This window comes from Dysosmobacter sp. Phy, from assembly GCF_054476235.1.
In genome coordinates this window covers 2,926,038-2,943,088 of record NZ_CM136997.1, presented here as the reverse complement: position 1 = coordinate 2,943,088, position 17,051 = coordinate 2,926,038, and the positions used below count along the sequence as shown (strand labels likewise).

The window sequence follows — 17,051 nt, the reverse complement described above, 5'->3', positions numbered from 1 at the left end:
GACCCTTGTACAGATATGACCGTTACAAGGGCGCCCGGCGCCAGCGGGGCCAGACTGTCCTGACCGCCGCGGCGGTGTGCGCCGCGGTGGGGCTCGCCCTGGTGCTGCTGCGCGGCCTGGGTATCCGGTTTTCCGGCTTCCTGCTGCTGGCCTTGGCGGCGGCGCTGACGGCAGGGGAGTATCTCCGGCGCTGGGCCCGCCGGTCCAGAGCCGGCCGGCGGTGCCAGCTGGTCTTCCGGGCCGCCTTGGCGCTGGTGCTGATCCCCCTGGCGCTGATCGAGATCTTTGTGATCCATGAGGGGTGCAAGGCCCCGCCGGAGGAGAGCGCCGGCGCGGTGATCGTCCTGGGCGCCGGGGTCAACGGCACTGAGCCGTCGCTGTCCCTCAGGACCCGGCTGGATGCGGCACTGGACTATCTCACGGCCCACCCGGATATCCCGGCGGTTTTGACCGGCGGCCGGGGCTACGGGGAGGAGATCTCCGAGGCGCAGTGTATGTACGACTACCTGGCGGCCCGGGGCGTGGCGGCGGAGCGGCTCATTCTGGAGGAATCCGCCTCCAATACAGCGGAGAATTTCGCCCTCTCCAGGCCCCTTTTGGAGGAGGCGGGGGTGGACCCGGCCGCGGATACGGTGGCGGTGGTCACCAATGACTTCCACCTGGCCCGGGCGGGGCTTCTGGCCGCCCGGAACGGCTACGGCGACACTGTGGGCGTGGGCGCGGCGCTGCCCTGGGCCCACCTGGAGATCAACTACTACCTGCGGGAGGCCTTCGCCATGGTGAAGAGCTTCCTGCTGGACTGAGCGTTTCATTATGTGGAGGAACCCATGAAAGACATCTTATGTATCTATTACTCCCGGACGGGGAACACCAAGAAGGCCATGGAGGAGATTGCCGAGGCTCTGGACGCGGAGCTGCTGGAACTGCGGGACGGCGTGGACCGCGGCGGCCTGCGGGGCTGGATCCGCTGCGGCCGGGACGCCATGCGCCGGACCACGGAGCCGCTGCTGTCCTTCCAGACCGGGCAGGGACTGCCCAAATACCGGCTGGTGATTTTGGGCACGCCGGTGTGGGCCGGGCGGTGCAGCGCCGTCATGCGGGCGTTTTTGAAGGCCCACGGGAAGAAGCTGCCACAGACGGCCTATGTCATCACCCGCAGCAGCAAGAACAAATACGAGGAAGTCTACCGCCAGATGGACCAGTATGTGCCTGCCGGCCACACGGCAGCGGTATCTCTGCGCAGCGGAGACGTGGGAAGCGCTTTCTGGCAGGAGGAGTTTTTACGTCAGGTCCGGGAGCTGCTGGCGGCGGAGCGGTAGACCGCGCCTTTTTGTGAAATCCACAGGAGAGGAGCGGTCCCATGCTGGAAAAAGTGAAGGCCATTGCCCTGCGCTGTGAGGACCTGGAGGCCCAGCTGGCAGATCCGGCGGTCTACGGCGACGCAGAGAAACTACGGACCGTCACCCGGGAGCTGAAGGAGCTGACGCCGGTGGCGGAGGCCTGGAGGGCTTGGTGCCGGGCGAAGTCCGACCGGGACGGGGCAGAGGAGATGCTTGCCGACCCGGACCTGCGGGAGATGGCAAAAGCGGAGTTCGCCGCCGCCCAGGAGGAGCTGGGGCGGCTGGAGGAGCAGCTGCGGCTTTTGCTGCTGCCGAAGGACCCGGACGACGACCGGGGCGTGCTGCTGGAGATCCGGGCGGGCACCGGCGGGGAGGAGGCGGCTCTGTTCGCCGCGGACCTCCTGCGGATGTACACCATGTATGTCCAGCGCCGGGGCTGGAGCGCGGAGGTCATGAGCCGCAGCGACACAGAGTTGGGCGGCGTCAAGGAGTGCAGTCTGATGATCGAGGGCCAGGGCGCCTGGTCCCGGCTGAAGTTCGAGTCCGGTGTCCACCGGGTCCAGCGGGTGCCGGTGACGGAGAGCAGCGGCCGCATCCAGACCAGCGCCGCCACCGTAGCGGTGCTGCGGGAGGCGGAGGAGGTGGATGTTGCCATCGACCCCAAGGACCTGCAGATCGATACCTACCGCTCCTCCGGCGCCGGAGGCCAGCATGTCAACAAGACCGAGTCCGCCATCCGTATCACCCATCTGCCCACGGGGCTGGTGGTGGAGTGCCAGGACGAGCGGAGCCAGTACAAGAACAAGGACAAGGCCATGAAGGTCCTGCGCTCCCGGCTCTACGACCTGGAGCGGCAGAAGCAGGCCGAGGCCACCGCCGCCGAGCGCCGCAGCCAGGTGGGCAGCGGCGACCGCAGCCAGCGGGTGCGGACCTACAACTTCCCCCAGGGCCGGGTGACGGACCACCGCATCGGACTGACGCTCTACAAACTGGACGCCTTCATGGACGGCGATCTGGAGGAGCTGATCGAGGCCCTGGTCACCGCCGACCGGGCGGAGCGGCTGCAAAGCGGCGCCGGGGTGGAATGAGAACGCGTTGAAAAGACCGGAGGCGCGCAGCCGCCGGAGTTCAGAGAGATAGAGGCGAAGCATATGCACACATTGTATTTTGACCTGCGGGACACCAAGGGCCAGCAGAAGGCCATCGACGACAAGATCTACTCCGCGGCGAAGATCCTGCGGGAGGGCGGCCTCCTGGGTATCCCCACGGAGACGGTGTACGGTCTGGGGGCCAACGCCCTGGACGCCGATGCGGTCCGCCGCATCTTCGAGGCAAAGGGCCGTCCCCAGGACAACCCCCTCATCATCCACGTCACCGGCCAGCAGTGGCTGGCCCGCTATTGCAGCGACGTGCCGCCCCTGGCCTATGTGCTGGCCAGGAAGTTCTGGCCCGGCCCGCTGACCATGATCCTCAAGCGCAAGCCCATCATCCCGGATCAGACCACCGCCGGATTGGACACCGTGGGCGTCCGCTGCCCCAACCACCCCGTGACCCTGGCCATCATCCGGGAGGCAGGGGTGCCCATTGCGGCTCCCAGCGCCAATACCTCCGGCCGGCCCAGCTGCACCACCGCCCAGGACGTGCTGGAGGATATGGACGGCAAGATCGCCGGCGTGGTGGACGGCGGACCCTGTTCCGTGGGTGTGGAGTCCACGATCCTGGATCTGACCTGCGATCCGCCCCGGCTGCTGCGCCCCGGCGGACTGCCTCTGGAGGAGCTGGAGCGTCTCATCGGCAAGATCGAGGTGGACAAGGCCGTCACCGGCACCCTGGCGGAGGGGGAGAAGCCCCGGGCTCCGGGCATGAAGTACCGCCACTACGCCCCCAAGGCGCCGGTCACCGTGGTCACCGGCAAGCCGGAGAAGTCTGCCCAGGTCATTGCCCAGCGGGTGGGCCCCACCTCCGGCGTCATCTGCTTCGACGAGTACGCTCACCTCTTCCCGGACCAGGTGGTCCAGACACTGGGCGCCTCTGCCGACAAGCTGTCCCAGGCCCAGCGGGTCTTTGACGCTCTGCGCTTCTTCGACGGCTCCGCCGTCACGGAGATCTACGCCCAATGCCCTGACAACCGCGGGCTGGGCCTTGCCATCGGCAACCGGCTGAAAAAGGCCGCCGGCTTCCACGTGCTGGAGGCGGAGGCGGAGCCGGTGGTGCTGGGCCTCACCGGCGGCACCGGCGCCGGAAAGACCAGCGCTCTGCGGGCCCTGGAGTCCCTGGGCGCGGTGACCATTGACTGCGACGCCCTGTATCATCAGATGCTGGATGCGGACCAGGACCTGCGCCAGGAGATCGGCAACGCCTTCCCAGGCGTGTTTGCCGCCGACGGCCGGCTGGACCGCCAGCGCCTGGGCCAGGAGGTCTTTGCCAGCAAGGAGCGGCTGGAGCGGCTCAACGCCATCGTGTTCCGCTATATGGAGCCGGAACTGCGCCAGCGGCTGGCGGACAATGCCGGCGGCCTGGTGGCCATCGACGCCATCAGCCTGCTGGAGGGCGGCCTGGACCGGCTGTGCGACCGGACCATCGCCCTGACGGCGCCGCTGGAGCTGCGGGTCCGGCGGATCATGGCCCGGGACAACATCTCCGAGCAATACGCCCGGCTGCGGATCTCCGCCCAGAAGCCCGACGAATACTACCGGGAGCGGTGCGATCTGGAGCTGAACAACGCCGCCGACAGCGCCGAGGCCTTCGAGGCGGAGGCGAAGCGCTTCTTCGCGCGGCTGATCGAGACCATCAAGGAGGAAAAAGCCCATGGAAAAGAGTGAGTACAAGCAGCTGAAGGAGCAGCTGCTTTCCAAGCGGAAGAACGGCTATGACCGCGCGCCGGAGGCGGAGCGGGCGGCTATGGAGGCATACTGCGCTGATTACAAGGCCTTTCTGGACGCCGGCAAGACCGAGCGGCTGTGCGCCGCGGAGGTGATCCGCCTGGCAGAGCAGGCCGGCTACCGCCCCTATGAGCGGGGCCAGGCCCTGGCCCCCGGCGACAAGGTGTACCGCTGCAACCGGGGCAAGGCGGTGATGCTGGCCCGCATCGGCAAGGCACCCCTGAGCCAGGGCGTGCAGATCGCCGCGGCCCACATCGACGCCCCCCGTCTGGACCTCAAGCCCAACCCCCTCTATGAGGACGGGGAGCTGGCCTATTTCAAGACCCACTACTACGGCGGTATCCGCAAGTACCAGTGGGTCACCGTGCCCCTGGAGCTCCACGGCGTGGTGGCCCTGGCGGATGGCACCAGTGTCCGCGTCCGCATCGGCGCGGACCCCGGCGATCCCCGGCTGGTCATCACGGATCTGCTGCCCCACCTGGGCATGGAGCAGAACAAGAAGCCCCTGGGCGAGGCGGTGCCCGGCGAGACGCTGAACCTGCTGCTGGGCAGCCGCCCCATCGGGGACAGCGAGGAGTCCGGCCGGGTGAAGCTGGCGGTGATGCAGCTGCTCAACGAGAAGTACGGCATCACCGAGGACGACTTCACCTCCGCGGAGCTGGAGGCGGTGCCGGCGGTGACCGCCTGCGACATCGGCCTGGACCGCAGCATGATCGGCGCCTACGGCCACGACGACCGGGTGTGCGGCTACGCCGCCCTGCGGGCCCTGCTGGACCTGGAGGAGACCCCGGCGCGCACCGCCGTGTGCGTCCTGGCGGACAAGGAGGAGATCGGCTCCGACGGCGTGACGGGCATGCAGTCCGCCGCTTTCGACACCTTCATGGAGGACTTGTGCGAGGCCCAGGGCGCGGCCCTGCGCAGCTGCTACGAGGGCTCCTTCTGCCTCAGCGCCGACGTGACCGCCGCCTTCGATCCCAACTTCGCCGAGGTCTTTGAAAAGCGCAACGCCGCCTACCTCAACTACGGCATCGGCCTTTGCAAGTACACCGGCGCCCGGGGCAAGTCCGGCGCCTCCGACGCCGACGCCGAGACCGTGGCCTACGTCCGGGGGCTCTTCGACCGCTCCGGCGTGATCTGGCAGATCGCAGAGCTGGGCAAGGTGGACGCCGGCGGCGGCGGCACCGTGGCCATGTATATGGCCAACCGCAACATCACCACTCTGGACGCCGGCGTTCCGGTGCTGAGCATGCACGCGCCCTTCGAGGTGGTGTCCAAGCTGGACTGCTACGAGACCTACAAGGGGATGGCCGCCGTCTACCGGGCGGAGCGCTGATCACCCCTCAAAGACAGACTGTGGACCTGTGGGAGACTGCCCATTTTCGGGCAGTCTCCCATTTTCCCGGCATTTTGCCCACCATGGGCGGACAGAGCCCTGGGGATATTCCCCGTTTTCCCCAAAAGATTTTTCGACGTTTCGGTTGCATCAGCGACAAAAGTATGTTAAGATGGTCGACGTTGAAAGACATTTGACCATGGGAGGCGGACGAAATGGCGAGAGAGATCCGATATTACATCGTGGCGGCAGAGGCCCTGCCGGAGATTTTTGTAAAGGTGGCGGAGGCCAAGCGGATGATGCAGACCGGCGAGGCGGCCACTGTGGGTGCTGCCACCCGGATGGCGGGCATCAGCCGCAGCGCGTTCTACAAGTATAAGGACTCGGTCCAGCCCTTCAACGACATGAAGTCAGAGCATATCATCACCTTCTACGGGATGCTCAAGGACAACACCGGCGTTCTCAGCCGGGTGCTGTCGGTATTTGCCACCTCCGGTGCCAACATCCTGACCATCAACCAGTCCATTCCCACCAACGGCTGCGCCGCCGTCACCATCTCCGCCGAAACCAGCGGCATGGCCGAGACGCTGGAGCAGCTGCTCTCGGACGTGGCCGCAGTGGAGGGCGTGGTGAAGTTTGAGGTTCTGGCGGGATAAACCGGAAGGAGAACGGCGATGATACAGATTGCGATTATGGGCCTTGGCACCGTGGGAACGGGCGTTGCCAAGGTGGTGGCGGAAAATGCCAAGCAGATCGAGCGGAAGCTGGGAGAGCCCCTTCAGGTCAAGACCATCCTGGTCCGGCATTTCCAGGACGGGCCCTACCGCCAGCTGATGACAGATGATTTCAAGCGTATCGAGGAGGACGACTCCATCCGGGTGGTGGTGGAGACCATCGGCGGTGTGGAGGCGGCCTATGAGTACACCAAGCGGGCATTGAACGCCGGCAAGCACGTGGTCACCGCCAACAAGCAGCTGGTGGCGGAAAAGGGCGCGGAGCTGCTGGCGCTGGCCCGGAAGAAAAACGTCAACTACCTCTTCGAGGCCAGCGTGGGCGGCGGCATCCCGGTGCTGCACCCGCTGACCCAGTGTATGGCGGCCAACCGCATCGATGAGATCTACGGCATTTTGAACGGCACCAGCAACTATATCCTCACCCGCATGGTCCGCACCGGTGCCTTTTTCTCCGATGCCCTGCGGGAGGCCCAGGCCAAGGGCTATGCCGAGGCGGACCCCACTGCCGACGTGGAGGGCATCGATGCCGGCCGCAAGATCTGCATTCTGGCGGACCTGGCCTTCGGCAGCCAGGTGGATCCTGCTGCAGTGCCTATGGAGGGTATCTCCAAGCTGTCCCTGCGGGATGTGCGCATCGCCCAGCGGGCCGGCTACCGGGTGAAGCTTCTGGGCCGGTGCCTGCGGCTGCCGGGCGGCGGACGTACCGCCTATGTGGCGCCCCACTTGATTCCGGAGGAGCACCCCCTGGCCAATGTGGAGGATGTGTACAACGCCGTGGTGGTCAAGGGCAATGCCACCGGCGAGGTCATGTTCTACGGCCGCGGTGCCGGAGAACTGCCCACCGCCTCCGCCTGCGTGGCGGACGTGATGGAGGCCCTCCAGGCCAGTCCCCGCCGGGAGGAGATCGGCTGGGAGGCCAATCCCGCCGGGTTCCGCGACCCCATGGAGCTCCACACCCGGTACTATTTCCGTATTGAGGGCAGCCTCACCGACGCCGCCATGGCCTTCGGTCAGGTGGAGGTTCTCAGTGAGGACGGCGAGACCGCCTTCCTGACGGACTCCGTCAGCGGCGAGGACGCCGCCCGCCGGGCCAAGTCCCTGAACGTGCTGGCCTGCATGCGGGTGCTGGGCTGATTCCCAAACCGCCGCCGGGTGTGTATACTGGTGTAGCGGCGGCAAACAATTTCAGGTAAAAGAGGAAACGCTATGAGCTTGATCGTACAGAAATTCGGCGGCAGCAGCGTGAAGGATGCCCAGCGCATCCGGAATGTGGCCGGCATCATCGCAGAAACTTACCTCAAGGGCAACGATGTGATCGTGGTCCTTTCCGCCCAGGGCGATACCACCGATGATCTCATTGCCAAGGCGGAGGAGATCAACCCCAACGCCTCCAAGCGGGAGATGGATATGCTGCTGTCCACCGGCGAGCAGATCTCCGTGGCCCTGTGCGCCATGGCGCTGGAGTCCATGGGGCTGCCCTGCGTGTCTCTGGCGGCGTGGCAGGTGGGGATCCAGTCCACCTCCGTCCACTCCGATGCCCGCATCAAGAAAATCGATTCCGAGCGCATCCAGTCGGAGCTGGACCAGCACCGGATCGTGCTGGTGACCGGGTTCCAGGGCGTGGACCGCAACGGCGACGTCACCACCCTGGGCCGCGGCGGGTCCGATACCAGCGCCGTGGCGCTGGCGGCGGCCTTCCGGGCGGATTTGTGCCAGATCTACACCGATGTGGACGGCGTCTACACCACCGATCCCCGCATCGTTCCCAACGCCCGCAAGCTGGACGAGATCACCTATGACGAGATGCTGGAGCTGGCCAGCCAGGGCGCCCAGGTCCTCCACAACCGCAGCGTGGAGCTGGCCAAGAAGTTCAGAGTGAATTTGGAAGTCGTATCCAGCCTGGAGCGCAAGCCGGGTACGAAAGTGAAGGAGGTCACCAAAGTGGAAAAAACCAATATCGCCGGTGTCGCCAAGGACACCAGCATCGCCCGCGTGGCGCTGATCGGACTGCAGCACAACCCCGGCGTCGCCTTCCAGGTCTTTGACCTTTTGAGCAAGCACAACATCAACGTGGACGTCATTTTGCAGTCCATTGGCCGCGAGGAGACCAAGGACATCACCTTCACCGTACATAAGAAGGACCTGGCCGAGGCCGAGCAGATCCTGGGCGAGCACAAGGAAGCTCTGCGCTTCGACCACATTGAGACCGACGAACAGATCGGCAAGGTCTCCATCGTGGGCGCCGGGCTCATGAGCAACTGCGGCGTGGCCGCCAAGATGTTTGAGGCCCTGTACGAGGCGGGCATCAACATCCAGATGATCAACACCTCCGAGATCCGGGTCTCCGTGCTGCTGGACGAGGAGGATGTGAACAAGGCCGTCAAGGCCATCCACGCCAAGTTCTTTGACGAGATCTGAGGACCGGCGTCTGCCGATCCGGAGGACCGGGCCCGCGGGCCCGGTCCTGTTTGTCCTTCGGTCTTTCCGCCTCCGCTGCTGCATACGGTGGAGAGAGGTGAGAGACCATGAGAGATACGATCGATCGGGTGGCACTGCGGTATCTGGCCGCGGTGCTGCTGGGACTGGTGCTTCTGCTGCTCCACGGCACGGTCCGGAGCGGTCCGGCGGCGGTGCTGGTGCCTCAGCGGGCAAGTCCCTGGGAACTGAGCAAGCTGGTATTCTGGCCCATGCTGGGGGTCTGCTTTCTGACTTGCCGCCTGGGGCGGGCGCCGGGACCTGTGGTCCGGGATTTGCCGGCGGCTGTGCTGGCGAGCCTGGGAGCCGCGGCGCTGAATGGGGCGATATTGGCCGCCGGCGGCAGCGGCCGTCTGTGCCTTGCGGTCTGGGCGGGCGCCCTGGCGGCAGGGATCGCCTTCGGCCCCGATGGTGCCCGGAGCCCCCGGATCTGGCTGGCTCTGTGTGGGCTGCTGGCGGCCTGCTATGTCCTGCTGACCTTCCTGGTCCCGCCGTGGGGATTGTTCCAGGGCCTGGCGGCGGGTTGACGATTTACAAGCCGCCGGAGCTATGCTATAATACTTTGGTATGCTGCGAAAGAGAGGCCGGTCCGGCGGACCGGCCCACAAGGAGGAGACACTATGAACGCCATCGTCACCGTTGTGGGGCAGGACAAGGTGGGCATCATTGCCGCCGTCTGCGCCCTGCTGGCCGAGAACAACGTCAACATTCTGGACATCACCCAGACCATTTTGCAGGGGTCCTTCACCATGGTCATGGCCGTGGATGTCAGCAAGGCCCGCACCTCCGTGGGCGAGCTGCGGGGGCTGCTGGAGGCTCTGGGGGAGAAGATGGAGATCTCCATCCGCATCCAGCGGGAGGAGATCTTCGACGCCATGCACAGAGTGTGAAAGTACGGGGGAGCAGGCTCCCCCCGCAGGCCCCCCACCACCAGTGACATCGGTCACTGGTGAACGCCGCCCAGGGCGGCTGGGTCAAGGTATTTTCGGCAGGCGCATGTCCTGCCGAAAATGATTGAAATTCCTTGATTTGCTTTTTGGCAAATCAACCGGGGAAAATCGCAGGTTTTCCCCTGGCCCCCTTTCCTGGGCGGCAGTTCCCAGGAAGCGGGATCTTTAAGAATAACGATACTGTGGAGAACCATTATGCTGAATCAGAAGGAAATTTTATCCACCATTGAGATGATCGACCAGCAGCACCTGGACATCCGCACCATCACCATGGGCATCTCCCTGCTCAGCTGCTGCGACCCGGACCCGGGGCGCGCCTGTGAAAAGATCTACGACAAGATCGCCCGCTGCGCGGAGAACCTGGTCCGCACCGGCGAGGACATTGAGCGGGAGTTCGGTATCCCCATCGTCAACAAGCGGATCTCCGTGACCCCCATCGCCCTGGTGGCCGCCGCCAGCGAGGCGGAGGACTACGTGCCCTTCGCCCTGGCTCTGGACCGGGCGGCCAAGACCTGCGGCGTCAACTTCATCGGCGGCTACTCCGCCCTGGTGCAGAAGGGCATGACCCGCGCCGACGAGAAGCTGATCCGCTCCATTCCGGAGGCGCTGTCCCGGACGGAGCTGGTGTGCTCCTCCGTCAACGTGGGCTCCACCCGGGCGGGCATCAATATGGATGCCGTCAGCCTCATGGGCCGCATCATCAAGGACACCGCCGCCGCTACCGCCGACCGGGACGGGCTGGGCTGCGCCAAGCTGGTGGTGTTCTGCAACGCCGTGGAGGACAACCCCTTCATGGCCGGCGCCTTCCACGGCGTGGGCGAGGCGGAGAAGGTCATCAACGTGGGCGTCTCCGGCCCCGGCGTGGTCCACCACGCCCTCAAGTCGGTGAAGGGGCAGCCCTTCGATGTGGTGGCCGAGACGGTGAAGAAAACGGCGTTCCGGGTGACCCGCATGGGCCAGCTGGTGGCACGGGAGGCCAGCGCCCGGCTGGACACCCCCTTCGGCATCGTGGACCTTTCCCTGGCGCCCACCCCGGCCATCGGGGACAGCGTGGCCCGGATCCTGGAGGAGATGGGCCTGGAGGTCTGCGGCACCCACGGCACCACCGCCGCCCTGGCCCTGCTGAACGACGCGGTGAAGAAGGGCGGCGTCATGGCGTCCTCTTCCGTGGGCGGCCTCTCCGGTGCCTTTATCCCCGTCAGTGAGGACGAGGGCATGATCGCCGCCGCCCGCGGCGGCACCCTCTGCCTGGACAAGCTGGAGGCCATGACCTGCGTGTGCTCCGTGGGCCTGGACATGATCGCCGTGCCCGGCGACACGCCGGCGGAGACCATCTCCGCTATCATTGCCGACGAGGCCGCCATCGGCATGGTCAACAACAAGACCACCGCCGTGCGGCTTCTGCCGGCCCCCGGCAAGGACGTGGGGGACACCATCGAGATGGGCGGACTACTGGGCTCCGCCCCGGTCATGCCGGTCCACCGGGAGTCCAGCGCGGACTTCATCGCCCGGGGCGGCCGCATCCCGGCCCCGCTCCACAGCCTGAAAAACTGAGACCATACAAAAGAGGACTGCCTGCAGGCAGTCCTCTTTGCTGTGTTTTGTACCGATCATCTTCCTGTCGGGGCCGATGGTCCCGAAACAGTGGACAGCAGGGGAGGGCGGCGGTATGCTCTGCTCAGCCCTCGGCAAATTTCGCCTTGTCCCGGTCGATCTGCTTCTGGTAGCGGTCCGCCTCGGAAAAGACGCAGCCGCAGTACTTCTGCATGTAGAACCCCAGCTCCCGGGCCCGCTGGTTCCCGGCGCGGAAGTTGGGCCGGAAGTCCCGGTACAGGAAGGTCACGCCGTGGCGGGCCGCGGCGGCCTCGGCGGCGGCCCGGATGGCCTCGTGATTTTGATAGGTGCTGGCGAGCAATGTGGAGGTGAAGGCCGCAAAGCCATGCTCCGCGGCGTACTTTGCCGCGCCCTCCAATCGGTGGCCGTAGCAGTAGGCGCAGCGGGCGTCGATGTTGCCGGCGACGTGCTCTACGAACTGCCGCAGGCCGTAGTCCTCCCACACCCGCACCTCCATGCCGATGGTGGGGGCATACTCCAGCAGGCAGTCCCGCCGGGCCTGGTACTCCTTCCAGGGATGGATGTTGGGGTTGTACCACAGGGCCACCGGCTCGATGCCCTCGGCGCGCAGGGGGTCGATGCAGCTTAAAGAGCAGGGGGCACAGCAGCTGTGCAGCAGCACACGGTCCATGGAATTCGCCTCGCTTTTTGAAAAGTCCTGTTCAGTATAGCACATTTCCGGGAAAAGTCCAGAGGCGGGAAAAATAGGAATCTTAACGAATTCTTCACACTTGCTGGTGATTTTTCCAGTTGAACATCCTGTCGAAAAAGAGTATCATATCAACTAATGTGGAATCGTGCGGTTACGCGGTGAAATTCCCGGCGTAACCGTTTACCTGTAAGGAGGCAGTAACCTTGAAAGTGGGACTTGACGTGGGCTCCACCACCATCAAATGCGTGGTGCTGGACGACGCGGACCATCTGATTTACAGTACATACGAGCGGCATTTCAGCCACATCCTGGAAAAATCCGAAGAGCTGCTGCGCCGGGTGGCGGAGCAGTATGTCCCCGGCGGGAAGGCAGAATTCGCCATCTCCGGCTCCGCCGGCATGGGCATGGCGGAGAGCGTGGAGGTGCCCTTCGTCCAGGAGGTGTTTGCCACCCGGGTGGCGGCCACCCGCCTGACCCCCGGCACCGACTGCATCATCGAGCTGGGCGGGGAGGACGCCAAGATCCTCTTCCTGACCGGCGGCATGGAAGTGCGGATGAACGGCTCCTGCGCCGGCGGCACCGGCGCCTTCATTGACCAGATGGCGACGCTGCTGAAGATGACCGCCGACGAGATGGACGCCGCCGCCCAGAAGGCGGAAAAGACGTATACCATCGCCTCCCGCTGCGGCGTGTTCGCCAAGAGCGACGTGCAGCCCCTCATCAACCAGGGCGCCCGGGCCGAGGACATCTCCGCCAGCATCTACCAAGCGGTGGTGAACCAGACCATCGCGGGCCTGGCCCAGGGCCGTCCCATCAAGGGGAACGTCTTGTATCTGGGCGGTCCCCTGACCTTCTCCCGGTGCCTGCGGGAGAGCTTTGACAAGACCCTGGGCGTCACAGGCCTGTGCCCGGAGAACAGCCTTCTGTTCGTGGCCCTGGGCGCCGCCTTTTACTCCGACAGGACCTTCGATCTTCCGGAGGTGGCGGATCGGCTTCAGGAGCACGGCGCCTCCGAGACCTACCGCTCCCAGCCGGCATTGTTCTCCTCTCAGGAGGAGTATGAGGCCTTCCGGGCCCGGCATGCCAAGGCCACGGTGCCCCGGGTGCCCTTCGGCGCGGACTACGCCGCCCCGGTCCACATCGGCATCGACTCCGGCTCCACCACCGTCAAGATGGTGGTCATGGACCAGGACGCCCGCATCCTCTTCACCGACTACCGGCCGAACCTCGGCAACCCCGTGCCGCTGATCCGGGAGGTGCTCCAGAAGCTCTACGACGAGCACCCGGCCCTCCATGTGGCCTCCGTCACCACCACCGGCTACGGCGAGGACCTGGCCAAGGCCGCCTTCCACGCCGACTACGGCGTGGTGGAGACCGTGGCTCACTTCACCGCCGCCCGGCACTTCCTGCCCAACGTCGACTTCATCATCGACATCGGCGGCCAGGACATGAAGTGCTTCAAGATCGACCAGGGAGCCATCAGCAACATTTTCCTCAACGAGGCCTGTTCCTCCGGCTGCGGCAGCTTCCTCCAGACCTTTGCCCAGGCTCTGGGCTACGATGTGAAGGAGTTTGCCAAGCTGGGATTGTTCGCCGAGCGGCCCGTGGACCTGGGCAGCCGGTGCACGGTGTTCATGAACTCCTCCGTCAAGCAGGCCCAGAAGGACGGGGCCACCATCGAGAACATCTCCGCGGGCCTCTCCATCTCCGTGGTGAAGAACGCCATCTACAAGGTGATCCGGGCCTCCTCTCCCGAGGAACTGGGCCGGAACATCGTGGTCCAGGGCGGCACCTTCTACAACGAGGCGGTGCTGCGTGCCTTTGAGAAGGAGATGGGGGTGGAGGTCATCCGCCCGGACATTGCCGGCCTCATGGGCGCCTTCGGCGCCGCCCTGTATGGCCGGGGCAAGTCCTCTTCCGGTCAGACCAGCTCTCTGCTGGACCGGCAGGCGCTGGCGGATTTCCGCCAGGGGACGGAGAGCCGCCTGTGCGGCCTGTGCGGCAACAACTGCCAGCTGACCGTCAGCACCTTCTCCGACGGGTCCACCTTCATCAGCGGCAACCGCTGCGACCGGCCCGTGACCGGCAAGGCCGACACCGGCGAGCGGAACCTCTACGCCTATAAGCGCAAGCTGATCCTGAGCTACAAGCCCGTCCCCGGCAAGCGGGGCAAGATCGGGCTGCCCCTGTGCCTGAACTTCTGGGAGCTGCTGCCCTTCTGGCACACCTTCTTCACCAAGCTGGGCTTTGCCGTGTACCACAGCCCCCTCTCCAGCCGGGATCTGTACCTCAAGGGCCAGGGCACCATCCCCAGCGACACCGCCTGCTTCCCGGCCAAGCTGGCCCACGGCCACATTCAGTTCCTCTCCAAGCTGGGGCTGGACGCCATTTTCTACCCCTGCATGACCTACAATATTGACGAGGGCCTGGGCGACAACCACTACAACTGCCCCGTGGTGGCCTACTATCCGGAGGTCATCGCCGGCAACTGCCCGGAGATCAAGGACACCAAGTTCATCTACGACTATGTGGGCCTCCACCGGCCCAAGGACTTCACCAAGAAGATCTTCACCATCCTGCGCAAGTATTTCCCGGACATCACCAAGGGGGAGATCAAGGAGGCCGCCGACGCCGCCTATGCCGAGTATGCCCACCACATGGCCCAGATCCGCAAGGAGGGTGAGCGCATCATCGACCAGGCCCGGGCGGAGGGCCGCCGCATCATCGTGCTGGCGGGCCGTCCCTACCACGTGGACCCGGAGGTGAACCACGGCATCGACACCCTCATCACCCGGGCGGGCGCCGCCGTGGTGACCGAGGACTCCATCTCCAACCGGGTGGAGAAATTCCCCACCACGGTGCTGAACCAGTGGACCTACCACTCCCGCCTGTACGCCGCCGCCCGGTACTGCTGCGACCAGAAGGATTGCGATCTGGTGCACCTGGTCTCCTTCGGCTGCGGCGTGGACGCCATCACCTCCGACGAGACCCGGGAGATCCTCCAGGCGGGAGGAAAGCTGTACACCCAGCTGAAGATCGACGAAATCACCAACCTGGGCGCGGTGCGCATCCGGCTGCGGAGCCTGTTCGCGGCTCTGGACGAGCAGGATGAAAAGCGCCGTGCGGAAGGAAAGGAGGCCTGAGCCATGGAACTGGAATTTCAGAATTACCCCAAGTTTACCCCGGAGATGAAAAAGACCCATAAAATCCTGATCCCCAACATGGCTCCGGTGCAGTTCCGCATCCTGGCCGCCGTCATGGAGCAGGCGGGCTACACCTGCGAGCTGCTGGAAAACTGCGGCAGCCAGGTCTGTGAGCTGGGACTCAAGTACGTCCACAACGACACCTGCTATCCGGCCCTGCTGGTCATCGGCCAGTTCCTGGACGCCCTGGGCTCCGGGAAGTACGACCTGGACCACACCGCCCTCATCATCACCCAGACCGGCGGCGGCTGCCGGGCCTCCAACTACATCCACCTGCTGCGCAAGGCCCTGGTCAAGGCCGGGTATCCCCAGGTGCCGGTGGTGAGCCTGAACTTCTCGGGCCTCGAGAAGGACTCCGGCTTTCCCATGACGGTGCCCCTGATGCGCAAGCTCCTGGCCTGCATCTACTACGGCGACCTGCTGGTGACGCTGAAGGCCCAGACGGAGCCCTACGAGACCCACAAGGGCGACGCGGCTGCCTGTCAAGAGAAATGGCTTGACACCATCTGCGGCTGGGTGCTTCAGGACAAGGGCTGGTCCGGCCGGGAGATCAAGGCCGCCATGCCGAAGATCGCCGCGGACTTCGCCGCCATCCCCGTCCACCGGGTGCCCAAGGTCAAGGTGGGCGTGGTGGGGGAGATCTACGTGAAGTACTCCCCTCTGGGCAACAACGACCTGGAGAAGTTCCTGGCCAGCCAGGACTGCGAGGTGAACCTGCCGGGCCTCATGGGCTTCGTGCAGTACTGCGCCTACAACCCCTCGGAGACTGCCCGGCTCTACGGCGGCTCCTTCCTGGAAAAGCATGTGTCCGACGTGATCCTCCAGTACATCGCCGGCATGGAGAAGGTCCTCATCAAGGTCCTCAAGGACAACGGCTATCACGCGCCCCTGCCCTTCAACGAACTGGTGAAGCTGACCGACGGCATCATCTCCACCGGCGACAAGATGGGCGAGGGCTGGCTTTTGACCGCCGAGATGATCGAGCTGGTCCGGGCCGGGTACGAGAACATCGTCTGCGCCCAGCCCTTCGGCTGCCTGCCTAACCACATCTGCGGCAAGGGCATGATCAACAAGATCCGGGAGCTGTACCCCCAGGCCAACATCACTCCCATCGACTACGACCCCAGCGCCACCCGCGTCAACCAGGAAAACCGCATCAAGCTGATGCTGGCGGTGGCCCGGGAGCGTCTGGCGGGCCGGGAGGCGCCGTCCCTGCCTGACGAGGAGGACGGCGCGGCCTGCGGCAGCTGCGCTTCCTGCACCGCCTGCGGCGGCGAGACCCTGTGAAGCGCGTTCTGATCCTCATGGGCAGCCCCCGGAAGGCGGGAAACACCGCCGCGCTGCTGGCGCCCTTCTGCGAGGCGCTGGAGCAGGGCGGCGCGGAGACGGAGACGGTGTGGCTCTATGACCGGGAGATCAGGCCCTGCCGGGCCTGCCGGATCTGCCAGCGGGACTGGACGGTGTTCGGCTGTCCCCAGGGGGACGACGTTCAGGACCCCTTTGACCGGGTGCTGGCGGCGGATCTGATCGTGCTGGCCACGCCCATCTATTCCTGGTACTGCACGGCGCCCATGAAGGCCCTGCTGGACCGGCTGGTGTACGGCATGAACAAGTTCTACGGCGAGACCCGGGGCCCCTCCCTGTGGGAGGGGAAGGCCGTGGCCTTGCTGCTGACTTGCGGCTACCGCCCGGAGAAGGGCTGTGACCTCTTTGAGACGGGGATGCGGCGCTACTGCGCCCACTCCCGCCTGCGGTATCTGGGCAGCCACGCCGAGCGGCACCTGGGCTATGACGTGCCCTTTATGGACGAGGAAAAAACAGAGCGGGTCCGGGCCTTTGCCGGGACGCTGCTGGAGAGAATATGACCG

General features: G+C 65.4%; 15 protein-coding genes. 14 read left to right on the top strand and 1 reads right to left on the bottom strand.

What is annotated here, in order from left to right; genetic code table 11:
* Positions 1-5 precede the first annotated feature (5 nt).
* The 11 genes from ACVDHE_RS14630 (at position 6) to ACVDHE_RS14580 (ending at position 11,268) form a co-directional block, all read left to right on the top strand.
* Positions 6-803 (top strand): YdcF family protein, encoded by a 798-nt coding sequence (locus ACVDHE_RS14630; protein ID WP_458884977.1) that lies wholly within the window; start codon positions 6-8, stop codon positions 801-803.
* Positions 804-827: 24 nt separating this feature from the next.
* The gene (locus tag ACVDHE_RS14625) at positions 828-1,319 is read left to right on the top strand and encodes a flavodoxin family protein (RefSeq protein ID WP_458884976.1); all 492 of its coding nucleotides are present in this window, start codon (positions 828-830) and stop codon (positions 1,317-1,319) included.
* Between the two features lie 41 nt (positions 1,320-1,360).
* Positions 1,361-2,428, top strand: coding sequence for a peptide chain release factor 1 (gene prfA / locus ACVDHE_RS14620; protein ID WP_458884975.1), 1,068 nt, complete (start codon positions 1,361-1,363; stop codon positions 2,426-2,428).
* Between the two features lie 63 nt (positions 2,429-2,491).
* Positions 2,492-4,162 (top strand): L-threonylcarbamoyladenylate synthase, encoded by a 1,671-nt coding sequence (locus ACVDHE_RS14615; protein WP_213038690.1) that lies wholly within the window; start codon positions 2,492-2,494, stop codon positions 4,160-4,162.
* On the top strand, positions 4,149-5,555 hold the full coding sequence (locus ACVDHE_RS14610) for an aminopeptidase (protein WP_458884974.1): 1,407 nt from the start codon (positions 4,149-4,151) through the stop codon (positions 5,553-5,555). Before ACVDHE_RS14615 ends, ACVDHE_RS14610 begins: the two co-directional genes overlap by 14 nt.
* 215 nt (positions 5,556-5,770) lie before the next feature.
* Positions 5,771-6,211 carry an ACT domain-containing protein gene (locus ACVDHE_RS14605; RefSeq protein ID WP_213038688.1) on the top strand — a complete coding sequence of 147 codons (441 nt, stop codon included), beginning with the start codon at positions 5,771-5,773 and terminating at the stop codon, positions 6,209-6,211.
* 18 nt (positions 6,212-6,229) lie between these two features.
* Positions 6,230-7,423 (top strand): homoserine dehydrogenase, encoded by a 1,194-nt coding sequence (locus ACVDHE_RS14600; RefSeq protein WP_458884973.1) that lies wholly within the window; start codon positions 6,230-6,232, stop codon positions 7,421-7,423.
* Between the two features lie 72 nt (positions 7,424-7,495).
* Complete coding sequence (locus ACVDHE_RS14595; protein WP_213038686.1) at positions 7,496-8,707, top strand: aspartate kinase; 1,212 nt, start codon at positions 7,496-7,498, stop codon at positions 8,705-8,707.
* A 107-nt stretch (positions 8,708-8,814) separates the two neighbouring features.
* Positions 8,815-9,291, top strand: coding sequence for a hypothetical protein (locus tag ACVDHE_RS14590; RefSeq protein ID WP_418724890.1), 477 nt, complete (start codon positions 8,815-8,817; stop codon positions 9,289-9,291).
* Positions 9,292-9,384: 93 nt separating this feature from the next.
* Complete coding sequence (locus ACVDHE_RS14585; protein WP_213038684.1) at positions 9,385-9,654, top strand: ACT domain-containing protein; 270 nt, start codon at positions 9,385-9,387, stop codon at positions 9,652-9,654.
* Between the two features lie 258 nt (positions 9,655-9,912).
* Entirely contained in the window at positions 9,913-11,268 is a 1,356-nt protein-coding gene (locus ACVDHE_RS14580) for a PFL family protein (RefSeq protein ID WP_418724895.1), read from the top strand.
* Between the two features lie 124 nt (positions 11,269-11,392).
* Here ACVDHE_RS14580 and ACVDHE_RS14575 read toward each other — a convergent pair whose 3' ends face one another.
* Entirely contained in the window at positions 11,393-12,004 is a 612-nt protein-coding gene (locus tag ACVDHE_RS14575) for an epoxyqueuosine reductase QueH (RefSeq protein WP_458884972.1), read from the bottom strand.
* A 179-nt stretch (positions 12,005-12,183) separates the two neighbouring features.
* Here ACVDHE_RS14575 and ACVDHE_RS14570 point away from each other — a divergent pair, with 179 nt between their 5' ends.
* The 3 genes from ACVDHE_RS14570 to ACVDHE_RS14560 are packed head-to-tail and all read left to right on the top strand — an operon-like array spanning position 12,184 to position 17,048.
* Complete coding sequence (locus ACVDHE_RS14570) at positions 12,184-15,123, top strand: acyl-CoA dehydratase activase (protein ID WP_458884971.1); 2,940 nt, start codon at positions 12,184-12,186, stop codon at positions 15,121-15,123.
* Positions 15,124-15,132: 9 nt separating this feature from the next.
* Positions 15,133-16,470 (top strand): 2-hydroxyglutaryl-CoA dehydratase, encoded by a 1,338-nt coding sequence (locus ACVDHE_RS14565; RefSeq protein WP_458886187.1) that lies wholly within the window; start codon positions 15,133-15,135, stop codon positions 16,468-16,470.
* Positions 16,467-17,048, top strand: a complete 582-nt coding sequence (locus ACVDHE_RS14560) for a flavodoxin family protein (RefSeq protein ID WP_458884970.1) — start codon at positions 16,467-16,469, stop codon at positions 17,046-17,048. The genes ACVDHE_RS14565 and ACVDHE_RS14560 overlap by 4 nt, the downstream gene beginning before the upstream one ends.
* Positions 17,049-17,051: the final 3 nt, after the last annotated feature.

Coding starts and splice junctions, on each gene's coding strand:
- ACVDHE_RS14625 (WP_458884976.1), top strand. CDS start 828: ATGAAAGACATCTTATGTATCTATTACTCCCGGACGGGGAACACCAAG.
- prfA (WP_458884975.1), top strand. CDS start 1,361: ATGCTGGAAAAAGTGAAGGCCATTGCCCTGCGCTGTGAGGACCTGGAG.
- ACVDHE_RS14615 (WP_213038690.1), top strand. CDS start 2,492: ATGCACACATTGTATTTTGACCTGCGGGACACCAAGGGCCAGCAGAAG.
- ACVDHE_RS14610 (WP_458884974.1), top strand. CDS start 4,149: ATGGAAAAGAGTGAGTACAAGCAGCTGAAGGAGCAGCTGCTTTCCAAG.
- ACVDHE_RS14605 (WP_213038688.1), top strand. CDS start 5,771: ATGGCGAGAGAGATCCGATATTACATCGTGGCGGCAGAGGCCCTGCCG.
- ACVDHE_RS14600 (WP_458884973.1), top strand. CDS start 6,230: ATGATACAGATTGCGATTATGGGCCTTGGCACCGTGGGAACGGGCGTT.
- ACVDHE_RS14595 (WP_213038686.1), top strand. CDS start 7,496: ATGAGCTTGATCGTACAGAAATTCGGCGGCAGCAGCGTGAAGGATGCC.
- ACVDHE_RS14590 (WP_418724890.1), top strand. CDS start 8,815: ATGAGAGATACGATCGATCGGGTGGCACTGCGGTATCTGGCCGCGGTG.
- ACVDHE_RS14585 (WP_213038684.1), top strand. CDS start 9,385: ATGAACGCCATCGTCACCGTTGTGGGGCAGGACAAGGTGGGCATCATT.
- ACVDHE_RS14575 (WP_458884972.1), bottom strand. CDS start 12,004: ATGTGCTATACTGAACAGGACTTTTCAAAAAGCGAGGCGAATTCCATG.